The organism is Agromyces sp. CF514 (assembly GCF_900113185.1).
Lineage (GTDB): Bacteria > Actinomycetota > Actinomycetes > Actinomycetales > Microbacteriaceae > Agromyces.
Window position 1 is genome coordinate 485,202 of the sequence record NZ_FOZD01000001.1, and the last position, 15,331, is coordinate 500,532.

The window sequence follows — 15,331 nt, forward strand, 5'->3', positions numbered from 1 at the left end:
GTATGGTTTTGCAATCCACCTCGATGACGAGGCCCCGAAAGGACCCCGACCAATGACAACGATGTCCTCCCCAGCATCACCCGTCGAACCATCGCCCGAACCCGATACGGCCGTCGACGACGCCGTCGCCTTCGTCGAGGAGGCCGCAGGCAACGAGGATCCGCCCGCCCCGATCAAGGGCGTCCGCCGCCTGCTCGGCTGGATCATCCCGGCCAACCTCGGGATCTTCCTCATCTGGGGCGCCGTTCCCGGCATCCTGCTCCCGGCCCAGATCACCGCGCTGTTCGGCGAGGCCGACAAGGTCGCGAACCTCACGCTCGTGGCGACCATCGGCGCGTTCTGCTCGATGCTCGCCCAGCCGATCGCCGGGCAGATCTCCGACCGCACCCGCTCGCGCTTCGGCCGACGTGCCCCCTGGATCTTCATCGGAGCGCTCGCGGGCGGCCTCTCGCTCGTCGGGCTCGCGTTCGCGAACTCGCTGGTCGGCGTCGTGATCGCGTGGAGCCTCGTGCAGATCACCTACAACATCGCGCAGGGCCCGCTCAGCGCGATCATGCCCGACCGGGTGCCGCTCAAGCGTCGCGGCACCTTCGCCGCCCTCTCGGGCATCGGCCTCATGGTCGGCGCCCTCGGCGGGCAGATCGTCGGCTCGCTGTTCTTCAACAGCATCACGGCCGGCTACGTGACCTTCGCAGCGTTCTCGCTCGTGATCCTCACCCTCTTCATCGTCTTCAACCCCGACTACTCCTCGAAGGACCTCTCGCCCGAGCCGTTCCGGTTCGGCGACTTCCTGCGCACGTTCTGGGTGAACCCGATCAAGCACCCCGACTTCTTCTGGGCCTTCACCGGTCGCCTGCTGCTCTACACGGGCTACTTCGCCGTCACCGGGTTCCAGCTCTTCCTGCTGACCGACTACTTCGGCGTCGAGAACCCCGAGACCGTCATCCCCATGCTGGGCCTGATCAGCCTCGTCGGCATCCTGCTCGCCACGGTCGTGTCGGGTCCGCTCTCCGACAAGGTCGGCCGGCGCAAGCCCTTCGTGTTCATCTCGTCGGTCGTCACCGGACTCGCGCTCGTCGTGCCGTGGGTCTGGCCCGACCTCACCGCGTGGATGGTCTTCACGTTCGTCTCGGGCCTCGGCTTCGGCATGTTCCAGGCCGTCGACACCGCGCTCATGAGCGAGGTGCTGCCCTCGGCGAAGTCGTTCGCGAAGGATCTCGGCGTCGTCAACATCGCGGCGACCCTGCCGCAGACGCTCGCCCCGGGCGTCGCCGGCGCGATCGTGCTCTCGTTCGGATACACCGCGCTGTTCCCCGTCGGCATCGTGCTGTCCGTGCTGGGCGCGTTCGCCGTGTGGCCCATCAAGGCGGTGAAGTGATGACGGATGCCTCGACCTCGACGAACCCCGTCGTGAACCAGACCCCGGGCAAGCGCCCTCGCGTGCTGCTCGTCCTCGGCCTCATCGGGCTCGCCCTGTTCGTCGTGTTCGGCATCGCGGTGTTCCAGAACGTGGAGGCGCCGTTCACGCAGCCGATGGACGACGCGTGGCGCGCGCTGGTCGGCGCGAGCAGCATCGACCACGTCACCTGGGCCGTTCCGATGTTCTTCCAGTACCTCGGCGAGCTGCCCGGCTTCACGCTCGCGCTGCTGCTGGTTCCGATCTGGCTCTTCATCGTGCGTCGGTGGCGCTCGGCGCTGTTCTGGATCACCGCCCAGCTCGTCGGCAACTTCGGGGTCTCCCAGCTGACCAAGAACCTCGTCGACCGCCCCCGGCCCGCCGACGATCTCGTGAACGGCCTGTACGGACCGCTCTTCTCGGTCGACCACGGCTCGTTCCCGTCAGGTCACGCGGTGACGGCCGGAATCCTCCTCATCGCCGTCGCAGCAGTGCTGCCGCCGGCCAAGCGTCGCATCTGGTGGTTCATCGCCCCGTTCCTCGCGCTCGGCATGATCTGGCAGCGCACGCTCATCAACGCCCACTGGTTCTCGGATGCCGTGTTCGGCATCATCGGCGGCGTCAGCATGACGCTCGTCATCTGGTGGCTGTTCTCGACCCTCATCGCGAAGGACTACGGCAAGCCGCTGTTCCGACGCGCCCGAGCCGCGACCGCGCCGGCCGAACCGGCACTGCCCGCCGCGGCCGCCTAGACCCAACCCCGAGCCGGCACCCGCCGGCGAATGTGAAGGAGCACCATGACCGACACCCTGAACAGTGCCGTAGAGGCATCCGCGGCGGATGTCGTCGCCGACCTGACGCTGGAAGAGAAGGCCTCGCTCACGAGCGGCGCCGACTTCTGGAGCACCAAGGCGGTCGACCGCGTCGGCCTGCCCTCGATCGTGCTGACCGACGGCCCGCACGGCGTGCGCCTGCAGCGCGCCGACAGCGACCACCTCGGCATCGGCGACAGCGTGCCGGCCACGTGCTTCCCGCCCGCCGTTGCGCTCGGGTCGTCGTTCGACCCCGAACTGCTCGAGCGCGTCGGCACGGCGCTCGGCGAGGAGGCGCAGGCCGAGGGCGTCGGCGTGCTGCTCGGCCCCGGCATCAACATCAAGCGCTCGCCGCTCTGCGGACGCAACTTCGAGTACCTCTCGGAGGACCCGCTCGTCTCGGGCGTGCTCGGCTCGGCGCTCGTGCGCGGCTTGCAGTCGCAGGGCGTCGGCGCGTCGCTCAAGCACTTCGCGGCCAACAACCAGGAGGCCGACCGCATGCGCGTCTCGGCCGACATCGACGAGCGCCCGCTGCGCGAGATCTACCTGCGCGGCTTCCAGCGCGTCGTCGAGGACGCCCAGCCGTGGACCGTCATGTGCTCGTACAACCGGCTCAACGGCGTCTACACGTCGGAGGACCCGTGGCTGCTCACGAAGGTGCTTCGCGACGAGTGGGGCTTCGAAGGCCTCGTCGTCTCCGACTGGGGCGCCGTGAACCACCGGGTCACCGGACTCGTCGCCGGCCTCGACCTCGAGATGCCGTCGAGCGCGGGCCGCACCGATGCGCAGCTCGTCGCCGCCGTGCAGGACGGCTCGCTCGCCGAGGCCGACCTCGACCTCGCGGCGCGCCGCAACGTCGAGCTCGTGCAGAAGGCCGTGCGCAACGCCCGCGCCGATGCGACCTACGACGTCGCCGCGCACCACGGCCTCGCCCGTGAGGTCGCCGCCGCCTCGATCGTGCTGCTGAAGAACGAGGGCGTGCTGCCCCTCGCGGCCGATGCCTCGGTCGCCGTCATCGGCGAGCTCGCCCGCACGCCCCGCTACCAGGGCGCGGGCTCGTCGCAGATCAACCCGACGAAGCTCGACAACGCGCTCGACGAGATCCGGGTGCTCGCGGGCGGCACCGGCTCCGACGCCGGAGTCGCGTTCGCCGCTGGCTACGGCGCCGACGGGTCGAGCTCGGCCGAGCTCACCGCAGAGGCGGTCGCCGCGGCATCCGCCGCCTCGACCGTGCTGCTCTTCCTCGGCGTGCCCGCCGCGCAGGAGTCCGAGGGCTTCGACCGCGAGGACCTCGAACTCCCCGCGGCGCAGCTCGAGCTGCTCGACGCGGTGCTCGCGGCCAACGCGAACGTCGTCGTCGTGCTCTCGAACGGCGGCGTCGTGCGCCTCTCGGGCTTCGCCGACCGCGTGCCCGCGATCGTCGAGGGCTGGCTGCTCGGCCAGGCCGGCGGCGGCGCGGTCGCCGACGTGCTCTACGGCGTGGTCAACCCGTCGGGCCGCCTGACCGAGACGATCCCGGTGCGCCTGGCCGACAGCCCCGCGTACCTCGACTTCCCGGGCGAGCACTCGCACGTGCGCTACGGCGAGGGCCTCTTCGTGGGCTACCGCTGGTACGACGCGCGCGACCTCGCGGTCACCTACCCGTTCGGCCACGGCCTCTCGTACACGAGCTTCGGATACTCGGATGCCGCGGCGACCGCCTCGCCCGAGGGCATCGCCGTGCGGGTCACCGTGACGAACACGGGCGACCGCGACGGCGCCGAGATCGTGCAGGTGTACACCTCGGTGCCCGACTCGACGGTCGTGCGAGCGCCCCGCGAGCTCAAGGGCTTCGCGAAGGTCTCGCTCGCCGCGGGCGAGTCCCGCGAGGTCGAGGTGCTCGTGCGCCGCAAGGACCTCGCGCACTGGGACACGCGCGTCGACGAGTGGGTCGTCGAGGGCGGCGCCTACGAGGTGTCGGTCGGCTCGTCGAGCCGCGACATCCGCGCCACCGCGACCGTCGGGGTCGAGGGCGACGCCGTGAGTGCGCCGCTCTCGCTGAACTCGTCGATCGGCGAGCTCATCGCCCACCCCGTCGCGGGCCCGATCGTCATGCAGGCCTTCGCGGCCGGCGACGGCGGCACCGCCGGCGCGCTCATGGCCGACCCGGCGATGTTCAAGATGATGGCGTCGTTCCCGATCGGCCGGCTCGCGTCGTTCCCGGGCATGCCCGTCTCGATGGAGCAGGTCGAGCAGCTCATCGCCGCGTCGAACGGCCAGTAGTACCCAGTGAAGACGGCGGATGCCGCGGGCCGACGTCGGCCCGCGGCATCCGCCGTTGCCCTGCGCGCGCCTCGCGCCTGCTGGCCCCGCGCCTCGTCGAGATGACACCAGTTGTCGGGCGGTGGACGATTCACCCGGCAACCGGCGTCATCTCGATGGCGGCCACGGGCGAGAGGGGGGCGGGCGGCGCGGGTGCGCTGGCTGCACGGGTGCGAGGGCGCAACCCCTGTCGCGGTGGCACGGCTGAGTGCCAGACTGGCCGGAGCAGACGGAGGGGGAGCCGAATGCCCGTGACGAAGTCAGCAGAAGCCGCCCGCAAGCGGGCCCGCGCAGAGGCGAGGCGTGCCGTGCGTGAGGCGAAGCGGGCGGCGAAGCACGCGCGCAAGGTCGGCGAGAGCCTCACGCGGGCGGGCGCGGAGCGATTCGCCGCGCTGACGGCCGACGCGCAGGCCGACGTGCGCCTTGCACGCGAACTGCGCAAGAGCCGCCCGCACGAATCGGTTCGGCTCGCGCATCGAGCCACGCGTCGACTGGTCGGCGCATCGACGCGGGCTGCGGCATCCGGCGATGCGGCCGATCGCAAGCACGCGGATGCCGCGGCGAAGCTCAATCAGCTCGCGATCGCCCTCGAGGCCAAGCAGCGCCGTGCCGCCGCCAAGAAGATCGACCACTGGGCCGACTCGGCCGCCAAGGCCTGGCAGAAGAACGCCGACGCTCGAGCTGCGAAGTCGACGGCCGAGTAGGCGACCGGCGGCGCCCGCGAACCCTGCCGGTCGAGGAGAGTCGACGGTCGAGTAGGCGCCCCGTCGCCGTATCGAGACCTCGCCGCGCGCCAACCCGCCGGTCGAGTAGGCGCGCCAGCGCCGTATCGAGACCCGACTCTGTTCGGGGCGCTGGCGCTGGTCTCGATACGCTTCGCTACTCGACCGGCGGGGTGCTCACTGCTTGACCGACGGCTTCTTCGTCGCGGGCTTCGCTGCCGAAGGCGTGCGCGGGCTTCGCGTCGTCTTCGGCTTGGCGGTCGCCACGGCCTGCGCGGCGGCATCCGCCAGCGGCTTGGCGATGGGCACCATGCGCGTGAGCTGCGTGACGTGCTGGGGGCCGAGCTCGTCGAGGGTGGCGACCTCGAGCAGCTTCATGGTGCGCTCGACCTCGCCCTTGAGGATCGAGATGGTCTTGTCGACGCCGCGGCGCCCGCCGGCCATCAGCCCGTAGAGGTACGCGCGGCCGATGAGGGTGAAGTTCGCGCCGAGGGCGACGGAGGCGACGATGTCGGCGCCGTTCATGATGCCGGTGTCGACGTGCACCTCCATGTCGGAGCCGATCTCGCGCACGACGTGCGGCAGCAGGTGGAACGGGATCGGCGCGCGGTCGAGCTGGCGCCCGCCGTGGTTCGAGAGCACGACGCCGTCGACGCCGCGGTCGGCGAGCAGGCGCGCGTCTTCAACGGTCTGCACGCCCTTGACGACGATCTTGCCCGGCCACATCGAGCGGATGATGTCGAGGTCGTCGAACGAGATGGTCGGGTCCATGGCCGAGTCGAGCAGCTCGCCGACGGTGCCGCCGGTCGTCGAGAGCGAGGCGAACTCGAGCGGCGGGGTCGTGAGGAAGTTGATCCACCAGGCCGGCCGCGGGATCGCGTTGATGATCGTGCCCGGCGTCAGCTGCGGCGGGATCGAGAAGCCGTTGCGCTTGTCGCGCAGGCGAGCACCCGCGACCGGGGTGTCGACCGTGAAGAAGATCGTGTCGAAGCCCGCAGCCGCGGCACGACGCGTGAGCTCGTAGGAGATCTCGCGCTCGCGCATGACGTAGAGCTGGAACCAGTTGCGCCCGGTCGGGTTCGCGGCCTTCACGTCTTCGATCGACGTGGTGCCGAGGGTAGACAGGGTGAAGGGGATGCCGGCCGCACCGGCCGCACCGGCGCCGGCGATCTCGCCTTCGGTCTGCATGAGGCGCGTGAACCCGGTGGGTGCGATGCCGAACGGCAGCGCGCTCGTGCCGCCGAGCACCTCGCGGGTGGTGTCGACCACGGGCACGCTGCGCAGGATCGACGGGTGGAACTCGACGTCCTGGAACGCCTGGCGCGCACGTGCGAGCGAGAGCTCGCCCTCGGCGGCGCCCTCGGTGTAGTCGAACGCGGCCTTCGGCGTGCGGCGCTTGGCGATGTCGCGCAGGTCGGCGATCGTGAGCGCCTTCTCGAGCCGGCGGTCGGTCGGGTCGAGCGTGGGCGTCTTGAACCTCATGAGCTGCGCGAGCTCCTTCGGGTTCGGGAACTGGCGCTTCACCATGAGCTGGTCTCCTCGAGGGCGTGGGGTTCTGGCCGCGGATCGTTCTGCGGTTCGGGCATGGTCTCGGCGTAGTACCCCGAGATGTGGTCGTGGGTCCGGGTGCGGGCGGCCGCGGCATCCGTCGCCCTGATCGCCTCGACGATGCCGCGATGCTCGCTGCGAAGTCGGGCGGATGTCGCGTGCCAGTCGTCGATGCGCGCGAGGCCGTCGAGCGCGTAGGCCTCGATGCCGCTGCGGAGGCCCGCCATGGTCGCGGCGACCACCTGGTTGCCGGATGCCTCGGCCAGCGCCAGGTGGAACGCGGCGTCGAGCGCGAGGAACTCCGCGGGCGCGAGGTCGGGGGAGTCCATGGCGTCGAGCAGGGCGTCGGCGGAGGAGAGGTCGGGGGCGATCACCGATGCCGTCTCGGCGAGCTCGCCGGCGACCGCCGTCTCGAGGATGAGCCGCGTGCGCACGATGTCGGCGACCGGGAACCCGTGGGCGGCGACCTGCAGCCGCATGAGTGCGCTCATGGCCCCGCCGGGCGTGGCGATGATGATCGCCCCGGCGTTCGGCCCGGAGCCGGCCGCCGTGCGGATCAGCCCCATGGCCTCGAGCACGCGCACCGCCTCGCGGACGCTCGACCGTCCGACGCCGAGGTCGGCGGCGAGGGCGCGTTCGCCCGGCAGGCGATCGCCGGCGCGGAGGTCGCCCGCGAGCAGCCGCCCTTCGACGTGCTCGAGCACGGTGCGCCACGCGCGCGGGCTCTCGCCCTCGGCCTCGCTCTGCATCTCGGTCGCCACGTCGCCTCCCTGCCGCATCGCCGCCACTGTGGTCTGACCACAGTAGCAGATGTGGTCAGACCACATCCTCGAGGAGTCCGCCGCTCACCCAGGCCCGCAGCTCGGCGAGGTCCCGGTCGTCGAGCTCGATCCGAGCGCCACGGCAGAGGGACTCCACGTTCCTCGTCCACCCGGAGGCGACCTCGCGCAGCGTGGGCTGGCGGCTCACACCGAGGTCCGAGTACTGCAGGCCCCGGATGACGAAACTGATCGACCCGCGTCCGACCGGCGTACCCGCGCTCGCGCACGCGTCGCGCACCCGCTTCGACGTGTCGTTGAGCACGAGCGGGTGCTCGGCGAGGTCGGCGTGCAATGCCGTCAGCACACGTCGGTAGGCGTCTTCCGTCAGTCGGGGGATGTCCGTGACCTGGGTCACCTGGTGTTGCAACGGCGTGAGGTCGCCCACGATGGATGCCCCGACCTCGGTCGGGACGATCACGGGCTCGGGCCGGGGCGCGTCCTGGGCGAACGGCAGATCTTCCTCGCGGAAGCGTTCGGCATCCCAAGCCCACCCTCCCGCGCCCGAGTGGATGCCGATGGCTGCGCCGGACGCCGCGAGCCAACTGCGGAACGACCCGGACTCACCCCAGTCGCGGGTGAGCGTCGGATCGGCGAGGCGCGCCCGGTGGGCCAGCGTGGCGAGTTCGACGGGGCCCTTGGCGGAGCGCAGGTGTGCGAGCACGGCGTCACGGCCGTCCGAGCGCATTCGATCTTCGGATGTACCTGCGGCGGCGGAGACGGCGCGCGATGTGATGAGTTCGATGAGGTCGTCGGCCTGCACCACCTGGTCGGCGACCGCCCGGTACGCGCTCGCGACCGGGCCGGCGACGATCACGCTCGTCCAGCGGTCCTCGGCCCGGAGTTTCCGCACCAGCGAGGTGAAGTCGGCGTCGGCCGACGCGATGAAGAATTCATCGACTCGTGTGGCTCCACCCAGGACATCGACCACGTCCAGCACGAGGTTGATGTCGGCGCTGCTCTTGCCCTGCTGCGTCAACGAGGGGCAATCCACCACACCGAACCCGGCCCGAACCCAGTACGAGCGGTACTTCGAGAATGCGGCCGGATTCAGGTAGCAGTTGCGGATCAGGAACCGGCGCTCGCGGCCGTCGCCCCGGGCGATCGCGTCGAGCCAGGCCTCGGGTTCGGTCGCGAACGCCTCGGCCGCGGCGCGATCCAGGCGTTGGAGGCCGAGGAAGATGTTGTCGAAGTCGACGAACAGTGCAGCGCGTCGGGTGACGGTGTCTCTCATGCGCCTATCGTCACGGCTGAGCAGCCGCCGGGGTAGCCCCCGTTCGGAGCCAGCCGGGCACCGATCTCGGCGCTAGTCCTTGTCGGGGCGGATGCGCACGCGCCCTCGGCCCGACTCGTCGACCTCGACGACACCGCCGCGCGACTTCAGGAAGTCCGTGAACGAGCCGAACCCGAGCCGCCGCTCCTGGAACGACGGGTCCATGCGCAGCATCTGGTTCTTCACAGCGCCCGACGACTGCCATTCCTCGTCGTTCTTCGCGCGCAGCAGTTCGAGTGCCTTCACGAGCAGGCGCCCGGGGTTGCGGGTCGGCGCCTCGGCCCCCGGAGGCATGAACGCGACGACCGGAACGCCGCGCGGCCCGGAGGTCTCGAGCACGAAGACGTCGTCGGGCTCCTCGGACTCGATCGCGGCAGCTGCGGCCTTGGCCGAGGTGACGCCCGACTTGGCGCGGCGGTTCGTGCGCTTCGCGGGGGCGGTGCCCGCGTCGGTCTTCGCGCCGCCGGCAGCCGCGGCCTCGGGCGCGGCATCGGCTGCGGCATCGGCGGCCGGTGCGGCATCCGCTGCGACCGTCGCGTCCTTCGCGGCGGGTGCCTTCTTCGGACCACGGCGAGCGGATGCCGCGGGCGGCTGTGATGCGGCATCCGTGGTCGTCGCGGCATCCGTCGCCTGGTCTGCGGCCTCTTCGAGGTCGAGCAGGGCGTCGTAGTCGGCGTACTCGTCGCACGCCGCGGTGAGGGCGCGGCTGGTGCCGCCCGCGACGCCGATGCCGACGACGTAGCGGCCGAGGCGCTTGGCCTTCTGCGCCAGGGCGACGTAGTCGGAGTCGCCCGCGACGATCACGATGTGCGTGAGGTCGTCGATGCGGAACATGTCCTCGATCGCGTCGACCGCGAGGCGGATGTCGGCGCCGTTCTTCGTCGCCGAGAGCGGGAACAGCTGCACGAGGTCGACGGCGCGGTCGATGAGCTGGCCGCGGTAGCTCGCGTTGACGGGCGTCGACCAGTCCGCGTAGGCGCGGGCGATCGCGATCGTGCCGAACGTGGCGGCGAAGTCGAGCACGGCGTCGACGTCGACCGTCGCCTGTGCGAGCCGGTCGGCCGTCTCGGGTGAGACGGTCTTGCGGCGGGAGGTGTCGCGGCGGTACTGGCTGTCGCCGTGCAACTGGTCGTATCGCGAGATGACGATGTTGTCGAAGTCGAAGTACAGCGCCACGCGGGGTTCTGCCGAGATGGGCATGGAGACCTTCCATCGAGGGTGTGCCTCCGAGCCTACGCCGCCGACCTGTGCAAGCTCCGGAGCCGCCACGCGACGCGGGGGTTGGCGTGCCCGACCGGCTCGGCCACACTGGGCCTATGAGCGACGACTACGCCACCCCCGGCAGCCCCGACCTGCGGCTCAGCGACGCCGAGCGCGAGCGTGCGGTGGCGCGCCTCGCCGACGCGCACGCCGCCGGGCGCCTGAGCGTCGCGGAGTACGGCGAGCGGGCCGCGAGCGCCCGCGCCGCCGTCACGCGCGGCGACCTCGCCCCGCTGTTCGCCGACCTGCCGGCCGAGACTCCGCCCGCACCCGGGTCGCCCGGCCCCCGGTACGGTTCGGTCGACCCGGGCGATCCCGTCGCCCGCCCGGCGACCTTCACCGACCCCGACCTCGAGCCGTCGCGTTCGGGACGCTCGGGCACGCGCGCACTCGGCGGGGCGGTGGGCGCCACGATCATGGCGCTGGTGCCGTTCGTCGCGCTCATCCTGTTCCTGCTGAGCGGGTTCCTGGGCGGCTGGGGCTGGGCCTGGCTGTGGTGGCTGCTCGTGCCCATCGCGGGCATCGTCATCTACGGCCCCGGCGCCGACGAGCGCCGCGGGCGCTGACCCGCCTGCCGCGACCCGCGCCTTCGCGCTGACCTGCGGCTCCACGCAGCGCGGACGCGAATGGCCGCGTCATCCCGTCGATGGCGACCATCCGCGTCCGTGCGAGGTCGGCGCAGCGGGCTTCAGGCGGATGCCGCGGCGAGCTCGCCCTCGGCGCGAACCCCGGCTGCGGCCAGCACCCCGAGGAACGCCTTCATCCAGGTGCCGTTGTCGGGCCACGCACGCGAGGTGACGAGGTTGCCGTCGACCACGCCGCCGCCGTTCTCGAACGCGGCCCCGACCACCTCGAGGTCGATCGCGAGCTCGGGGTAGATCGAGGAGGTGCGGCCGGCGAGCACGCCGGCAGCCGCGAGCAGCAGCGGGCCGTGGCAGGTGGCCGCGACCGGGGCATCCGCCTCGAAGAAGTGGCGCACGATGCGCTTCGCGTCCTCGTTGTTGCGCAGGTACTCGGGCGCACGGCCGCCCGGGATCACGATGGCGGCGTAGTCGGCCGGATCGACGTCGGCGAGCGCGACATCCGCGGGCCAGGTGTGGCCGAGCTTCTCGGTGTAGGTGTCGAAGCCGTCGACGAAGTCGTGCACGACGAACTGGAGCTTGCGCGCCTCGGGTGCGCCGATGTGCACCTCGAAGCCCTCCTCCTTGAGGCGCTCGTAGGGGTAGAGCACCTCGAGCGTCTCGGCCGCGTCGCCGGTGATGATGAGGATCTTGGTCATGAGGGGACCTCCATTGGTCTGGATCGGCCGGTCTGCTCCGACCGGACGGGTCGACTCTGCGCCCGCGTGCGGCCCGCGTCACGCCGCGTTCGCACTATGTGCGAAAACGCCCCGGATCGGTGCGGGCGGGCGGCGGACGAGCCTGTCGGTCGCGCCGCCGCCCGGCGTACCATCGGGGACATGAGCGCAGAGGAGCGCCACGGCGGCGCGGGCATCCAGTCGGCCGAGCGCGTGCTGCGCATCCTCGAGCTCGTCGGCGCGGCGCCGACCGGGCTCACGGCCGCCGAGATCGCAAGCTCGCTCGGGCTCGGCCAGTCGACCACCTACCGCCTGCTCGCCACCCTGCACCGGCAGGACTACCTGGCCCGGCAGGCGGGCGAGCACCGCTACATCCTCGGCCGCACGGTCGACCAGCTCGGCCGGGCGCTCCAGTACCAGCTCGTCGCCACCGACCCCGTGCGGCAGGTGCTGCGCGCGATGCACGACGCCGTCGGGGCGCCCGCGTACCTCACGGTCTTCCGCGGTGACGACATCGCGGTGGCCCACATCGAGGATTCCGCCGCGCACCCGCGCATCGGCCAGTTGCACGTCGGCTTCTCGGAGGCCTCGCACACGACCGCGTTCGGCAAGCTCATGCTCGCGTCGCGCGACGACGCCGCGGTCGCCCGCTTCCTCGAGCGGCACGCGCCCGCTCGCCTCACGGCATCGAGCATCACGGATGCCGCGGCGCTGAACGACCAGCTCGACGAGATCCGCGCCCAGCAGGTCGCCGTCGAGATCGAGGAGTACCTGCCGAAGCTCGCGTGCATCGCCGCACCCGTGCGCTCGGCCGCCGGCCGCACGGTCGGAGCCGTCTCGGTCTCGGTGCAGGCGAAGGACTTCGCCGCCCGGTCGACCCAGCTCGAGCGCGCGGTGCGCCGCGGCGCGTGGCAGGTCTCGGCGCGGCTCGCGGGCTGAGCGGGCGCGTCACACGGGGCAACGGGGGAATACCGGCATCCGCTGGTCGTTGGGGTCACTGTCGGTCGTGGGCGCTCGCGCCATCGAGGCCGGCGAGACGTCCACCGTTCCGACCCCTGCGAGGAGCCAGCATGACCGAATCCGTCCAGACCGCCGACCGCGTGCGCATCGGCGCATCCGACCTCGAGATCACGCCGCTGTCGCTCGGCACCAACGTGTTCGGCTGGACCGCCGACCGCGACGCGACGTTCGCCGTGCTCGACGCGTTCACCGCGGGCGGCGGCGACTTCCTCGATACTGCCGACGGCTACTCGGCCTGGGTGCCGGGCAACACGGGCGGCGACAGCGAGCGCCTGATCGGCGAGTGGGTCGCCTCGCGCGGTCCGCGCGACGACGTCGTGATCGCGACGAAGGTGAGCACCCACCCCGACTTCACGGGCCTCTCGGCTGCGAACATCCGGGCGGCGGCGGATGCTTCGCTCCAGCGCCTCGGCACCGACGTCATCGACCTCTACTACGCGCACTTCGACGACGCCGAGGTTCCGCTCGACGAGACGATCGGCGCCCTCTCGGAGCTCGTTGACGCCGGGAAGATCCGGGCGATCGGCATCTCGAACTACTCGCCGGAGCGCATCGACGAGTGGTTCCGGGTGACCGAGGCGAACGGTCTGCACCGCGCGGTCGCCCTCCAGCCGCACTACAACCTCGTCGAGCGCGACTTCGAGACGAACGGGCTGCGCGAGCGCGCCGAGCGCGAGGGGCTCGCGGTCTTCCCGTACTTCTCGCTCGCGAAGGGCTTCCTCGCCGGCAAGTACCGCACCGAGGCGGATGTCACCGCCGCCGGCGCGAGCGTCCGTGCCGGCGGCGCGGCACCGTACGTGGGCGAACGCGGCGACCGCGTGCTCGCGGTGCTCGACGAGGTCGCGGCCGCCCACGCGGCATCCGTCGCCTCGGTCTCGCTCGCGTGGCTCAGGCAGCAGCCGACCGTCGTCGCCCCGATCGCGAGCGCGCGCAGCGTCGAACAGCTGGGCGACCTGCTCGCCTCGCTCGAGCTGGAGCTGACGGCCGAGGAGCTCGCCGCGCTCGCCGCGGCATCCGCCTGACCCTCGCGCGGCGGCACGGACTCCGGATGCCCGTGTCGCCGCGGTTCGGCGCGGGCGTCGTGCCATGATGCGGTGACGCCGCAGCCCGGGGCGACGTCGAAGGGGGTCGGTGTGCGCGCTCGCTGGTGGAGGCTCGACCCCGGGGGAGCCCTGATCGGGCTGCTCGCGGCCGCACTCTCGATGACCCCGTCGCTGCTGCCCCGCCCGGCGCTGCTCCAGGGCGTCATCACCGCGTTCGCGTTCCTCATCGGCTACGGCATCGGGGCGTTCCTGTGGTGGCTGGTGCGTCGCTTCGTCCGCTGGCGCCCGACGGAGAAGTGGCGCCGCATCGCCTGGTGGGTGTACCTCGGGGCCGCCGTGGTGCTCGCGATCGTGCTGTCGATCGCCTCGGTCGGATGGCAGAACGAGGTGCGTCGCACCGTCGAGCTCCCCGAGACCGACGGCTTCGACGGACTGCTCTTCGTCGTCGGATTCGTGCCGGTGGTGCTCATCGGCATCGCCCTCGCCCGTGCCGAACGACGGCTGGGGATCCGGCTCTCGGCCCGCCTCGGGCGCGCGTGGGGCGTGACCGCGACCGTGGCAATCATCGTCGCCTCGACCGTTGCGGTCGTCTCCGTCGTGATGTTCGGACTCGACCGGCTGTACCTGGCGAACAACGGCCCGGCGGCGCCCTGGGTCACCGAGCCGATGAGCGCCTTCCGCTCGGCCGGCCCCGACTCCGAGGTCGAGTGGGACCTGGTCGGCCGCCATGGCACCGCCTTCCTCGGCGGCGGTCCGAAGGCCGTGGACATCGAGGAGCTCACGGGGCGACCCGCGCTCGAACCGATTCGCGTCTACGTCGGCCAGGCGAACGCCCCGACCGTCGAGGAACGCGCCGAGATCGCCGTGCGCGAGCTCGAGCGCACCGGCGCGTTCGACCGCGACCTGCTCGTGGTCGCCACGACGACCGGTTCGGGCTGGCTCGAGCCGCAGGCCGTCGACGCCGTCGAGTACCTGCACGGCGGCGACACGGCGATCGTGTCGACGCAGTACGCGTACACGCCGAGCTGGGTGTCGTTCCTCTTCGACCCCGATGCCCCGGTCGCGTCATCCGTCGCCCTGTTCGATGCCGTGCACGCGAAATGGGAGACCTTGCCGGAGGACTCCCGACCGCAGCTCGTCGTGTACGGGCTGAGCCTCGGCGCGCACGGAACGCAGGAGGCGTTCGGCGGCCTCGACGAGATGCGCGCCCGCACCGAGGGGGCGCTCCTGGTCGGCAGCCCGAACGGTTCGACCATGTGGCGCACCCTCACGGCGGCGCGCGAGGAGGGGAGCCCGCAATGGCTCCCGGTCGTCGACGACGGGCGCGAGGTGCGCTGGCAGTCGGTGCCCGGCGACTTCGAGGCACTCGGCCCGGGATGGGAGGCGCCGCGGGTCGCCTACCTGCAGCACGCGACGGACCCGGTCACGTGGCTCGGACTCGAGCTGATCTGGGCCGAGCCCGACTGGCTGACCCCCGAAGAGCGTTCCGACGACGTCAGCGACTCGATGCGTTGGATCCCGGCCGTGACCGCGCTCCAGGTCGCGATCGACATGTTCGTGAGCGCGGGCGTGCCCGCCAGCTACGGCCACAACTACGGCGACATCATGCTCGACGGATGGCAGGCGGTCACGGGCGACGGCGGACTGGATGCCGCTGCGCTCGCGCGGGTCCAGAGCGTGCTCGAGGGCTACGCGGAGGTGCAGCCGGTCGGCAGCGTGAGCGAGTAGCGGCGCCGCGCCCGAAGCAGGAGCCCGGGCGTTCGGGGGTCGTGCCCCCGCCCCGCGACGGACGCTAGGCTTCGGTCGTCGGCTCGAGGGGGAGCCGTGGCTCCGACGAGCCG

The 15,331-nt window shown here is 71.7% G+C and carries 13 protein-coding genes; 8 read left to right on the forward strand and 5 right to left on the reverse strand.

Features of this window, described 5'->3' with window-relative positions; genetic code table 11:
- Window positions 1-61: 61 nt before the first annotated feature.
- The 4 genes from BM342_RS02165 to BM342_RS02180 all read left to right on the forward strand — a co-directional run bounded on the left by BM342_RS02165 (window position 62) and on the right by BM342_RS02180 (window position 5,213).
- Complete coding sequence (locus tag BM342_RS02165; RefSeq protein WP_092963886.1) at window positions 62-1,378, forward strand: MFS transporter; 1,317 nt, start codon at window positions 62-64, stop codon at window positions 1,376-1,378.
- The gene (locus tag BM342_RS02170) at window positions 1,378-2,148 is read left to right on the forward strand and encodes a phosphatase PAP2 family protein (protein ID WP_092963887.1); all 771 of its coding nucleotides are present in this window, start codon (window positions 1,378-1,380) and stop codon (window positions 2,146-2,148) included. The genes BM342_RS02165 and BM342_RS02170 overlap by 1 nt, the downstream gene beginning before the upstream one ends.
- A gap of 45 nt (window positions 2,149-2,193) precedes the next feature.
- Window positions 2,194-4,470 (forward strand): glycoside hydrolase family 3 C-terminal domain-containing protein, encoded by a 2,277-nt coding sequence (locus BM342_RS02175; protein ID WP_092963888.1) that lies wholly within the window; start codon window positions 2,194-2,196, stop codon window positions 4,468-4,470.
- 290 nt (window positions 4,471-4,760) lie between these two features.
- A complete protein-coding gene (locus BM342_RS02180; protein WP_143109730.1) occupies window positions 4,761-5,213 on the forward strand; it encodes a hypothetical protein in 453 nt (150 codons plus the stop codon).
- A gap of 195 nt (window positions 5,214-5,408) precedes the next feature.
- Here the strand turns inward: BM342_RS02180 and BM342_RS02185 are convergent, their stop codons facing one another.
- From BM342_RS02185 to BM342_RS02200, 4 genes are all read right to left on the reverse strand, one after another.
- Window positions 5,409-6,758 carry an alpha-hydroxy acid oxidase gene (locus BM342_RS02185; protein ID WP_092963890.1) on the reverse strand — a complete coding sequence of 450 codons (1,350 nt, stop codon included), beginning with the start codon at window positions 6,756-6,758 and terminating at the stop codon, window positions 5,409-5,411.
- On the reverse strand, window positions 6,752-7,558 hold the full coding sequence (locus BM342_RS02190) for a FadR/GntR family transcriptional regulator (RefSeq protein WP_255368464.1): 807 nt from the start codon (window positions 7,556-7,558) through the stop codon (window positions 6,752-6,754). The genes BM342_RS02185 and BM342_RS02190 overlap by 7 nt, the downstream gene beginning before the upstream one ends.
- A gap of 37 nt (window positions 7,559-7,595) precedes the next feature.
- Entirely contained in the window at window positions 7,596-8,831 is a 1,236-nt protein-coding gene (locus tag BM342_RS02195) for an NYN domain-containing protein (RefSeq protein ID WP_092963891.1), read from the reverse strand.
- 72 nt (window positions 8,832-8,903) lie between these two features.
- On the reverse strand, window positions 8,904-10,070 hold the full coding sequence (locus tag BM342_RS02200) for an NYN domain-containing protein (protein WP_092963892.1): 1,167 nt from the start codon (window positions 10,068-10,070) through the stop codon (window positions 8,904-8,906).
- A gap of 116 nt (window positions 10,071-10,186) precedes the next feature.
- On the opposite strand from BM342_RS02200, the gene BM342_RS02205 reads away from it, so the two are divergent.
- Window positions 10,187-10,696, forward strand: coding sequence for a DUF1707 SHOCT-like domain-containing protein (locus tag BM342_RS02205; protein WP_092963893.1), 510 nt, complete (start codon window positions 10,187-10,189; stop codon window positions 10,694-10,696).
- A gap of 122 nt (window positions 10,697-10,818) precedes the next feature.
- Here BM342_RS02205 and BM342_RS02210 read toward each other — a convergent pair whose 3' ends face one another.
- Window positions 10,819-11,409 (reverse strand): DJ-1/PfpI family protein, encoded by a 591-nt coding sequence (locus BM342_RS02210; protein ID WP_092963894.1) that lies wholly within the window; start codon window positions 11,407-11,409, stop codon window positions 10,819-10,821.
- A 180-nt stretch (window positions 11,410-11,589) separates the two neighbouring features.
- On the opposite strand from BM342_RS02210, the gene BM342_RS02215 reads away from it, so the two are divergent.
- From BM342_RS02215 to BM342_RS02225, 3 genes are all read left to right on the forward strand, one after another.
- Entirely contained in the window at window positions 11,590-12,366 is a 777-nt protein-coding gene (locus BM342_RS02215; RefSeq protein ID WP_177232020.1) for an IclR family transcriptional regulator, read from the forward strand.
- 131 nt (window positions 12,367-12,497) lie between these two features.
- A complete protein-coding gene (locus BM342_RS02220) occupies window positions 12,498-13,469 on the forward strand; it encodes an aldo/keto reductase (protein ID WP_092963896.1) in 972 nt (323 codons plus the stop codon).
- 111 nt (window positions 13,470-13,580) lie between these two features.
- Window positions 13,581-15,218, forward strand: a complete 1,638-nt coding sequence (locus tag BM342_RS02225) for an alpha/beta hydrolase (protein ID WP_092963897.1) — start codon at window positions 13,581-13,583, stop codon at window positions 15,216-15,218.
- Window positions 15,219-15,331: the final 113 nt, after the last annotated feature.

What these genes read in the sequence shown, in the direction of transcription:
- BM342_RS02165 (WP_092963886.1), top strand. Translation starts at nt 62, where the DNA reads ATGTCCTCCCCAGCATCACCCGTCGAACCATCGCCCGAACCCGATACG.
- BM342_RS02220 (WP_092963896.1), top strand. Translation starts at nt 12,498, where the DNA reads ATGACCGAATCCGTCCAGACCGCCGACCGCGTGCGCATCGGCGCATCC.
- BM342_RS02170 (WP_092963887.1), top strand. Translation starts at nt 1,378, where the DNA reads ATGACGGATGCCTCGACCTCGACGAACCCCGTCGTGAACCAGACCCCG.
- BM342_RS02205 (WP_092963893.1), top strand. Translation starts at nt 10,187, where the DNA reads ATGAGCGACGACTACGCCACCCCCGGCAGCCCCGACCTGCGGCTCAGC.
- BM342_RS02215 (WP_177232020.1), top strand. Translation starts at nt 11,590, where the DNA reads ATGAGCGCAGAGGAGCGCCACGGCGGCGCGGGCATCCAGTCGGCCGAG.
- BM342_RS02210 (WP_092963894.1), bottom strand. Translation starts at nt 11,409, where the DNA reads ATGACCAAGATCCTCATCATCACCGGCGACGCGGCCGAGACGCTCGAG.
- BM342_RS02200 (WP_092963892.1), bottom strand. Translation starts at nt 10,070, where the DNA reads ATGCCCATCTCGGCAGAACCCCGCGTGGCGCTGTACTTCGACTTCGAC.
- BM342_RS02195 (WP_092963891.1), bottom strand. Translation starts at nt 8,831, where the DNA reads ATGAGAGACACCGTCACCCGACGCGCTGCACTGTTCGTCGACTTCGAC.
- BM342_RS02175 (WP_092963888.1), top strand. Translation starts at nt 2,194, where the DNA reads ATGACCGACACCCTGAACAGTGCCGTAGAGGCATCCGCGGCGGATGTC.
- BM342_RS02190 (WP_255368464.1), bottom strand. Translation starts at nt 7,558, where the DNA reads ATGCGGCAGGGAGGCGACGTGGCGACCGAGATGCAGAGCGAGGCCGAG.
- BM342_RS02185 (WP_092963890.1), bottom strand. Translation starts at nt 6,758, where the DNA reads ATGGTGAAGCGCCAGTTCCCGAACCCGAAGGAGCTCGCGCAGCTCATG.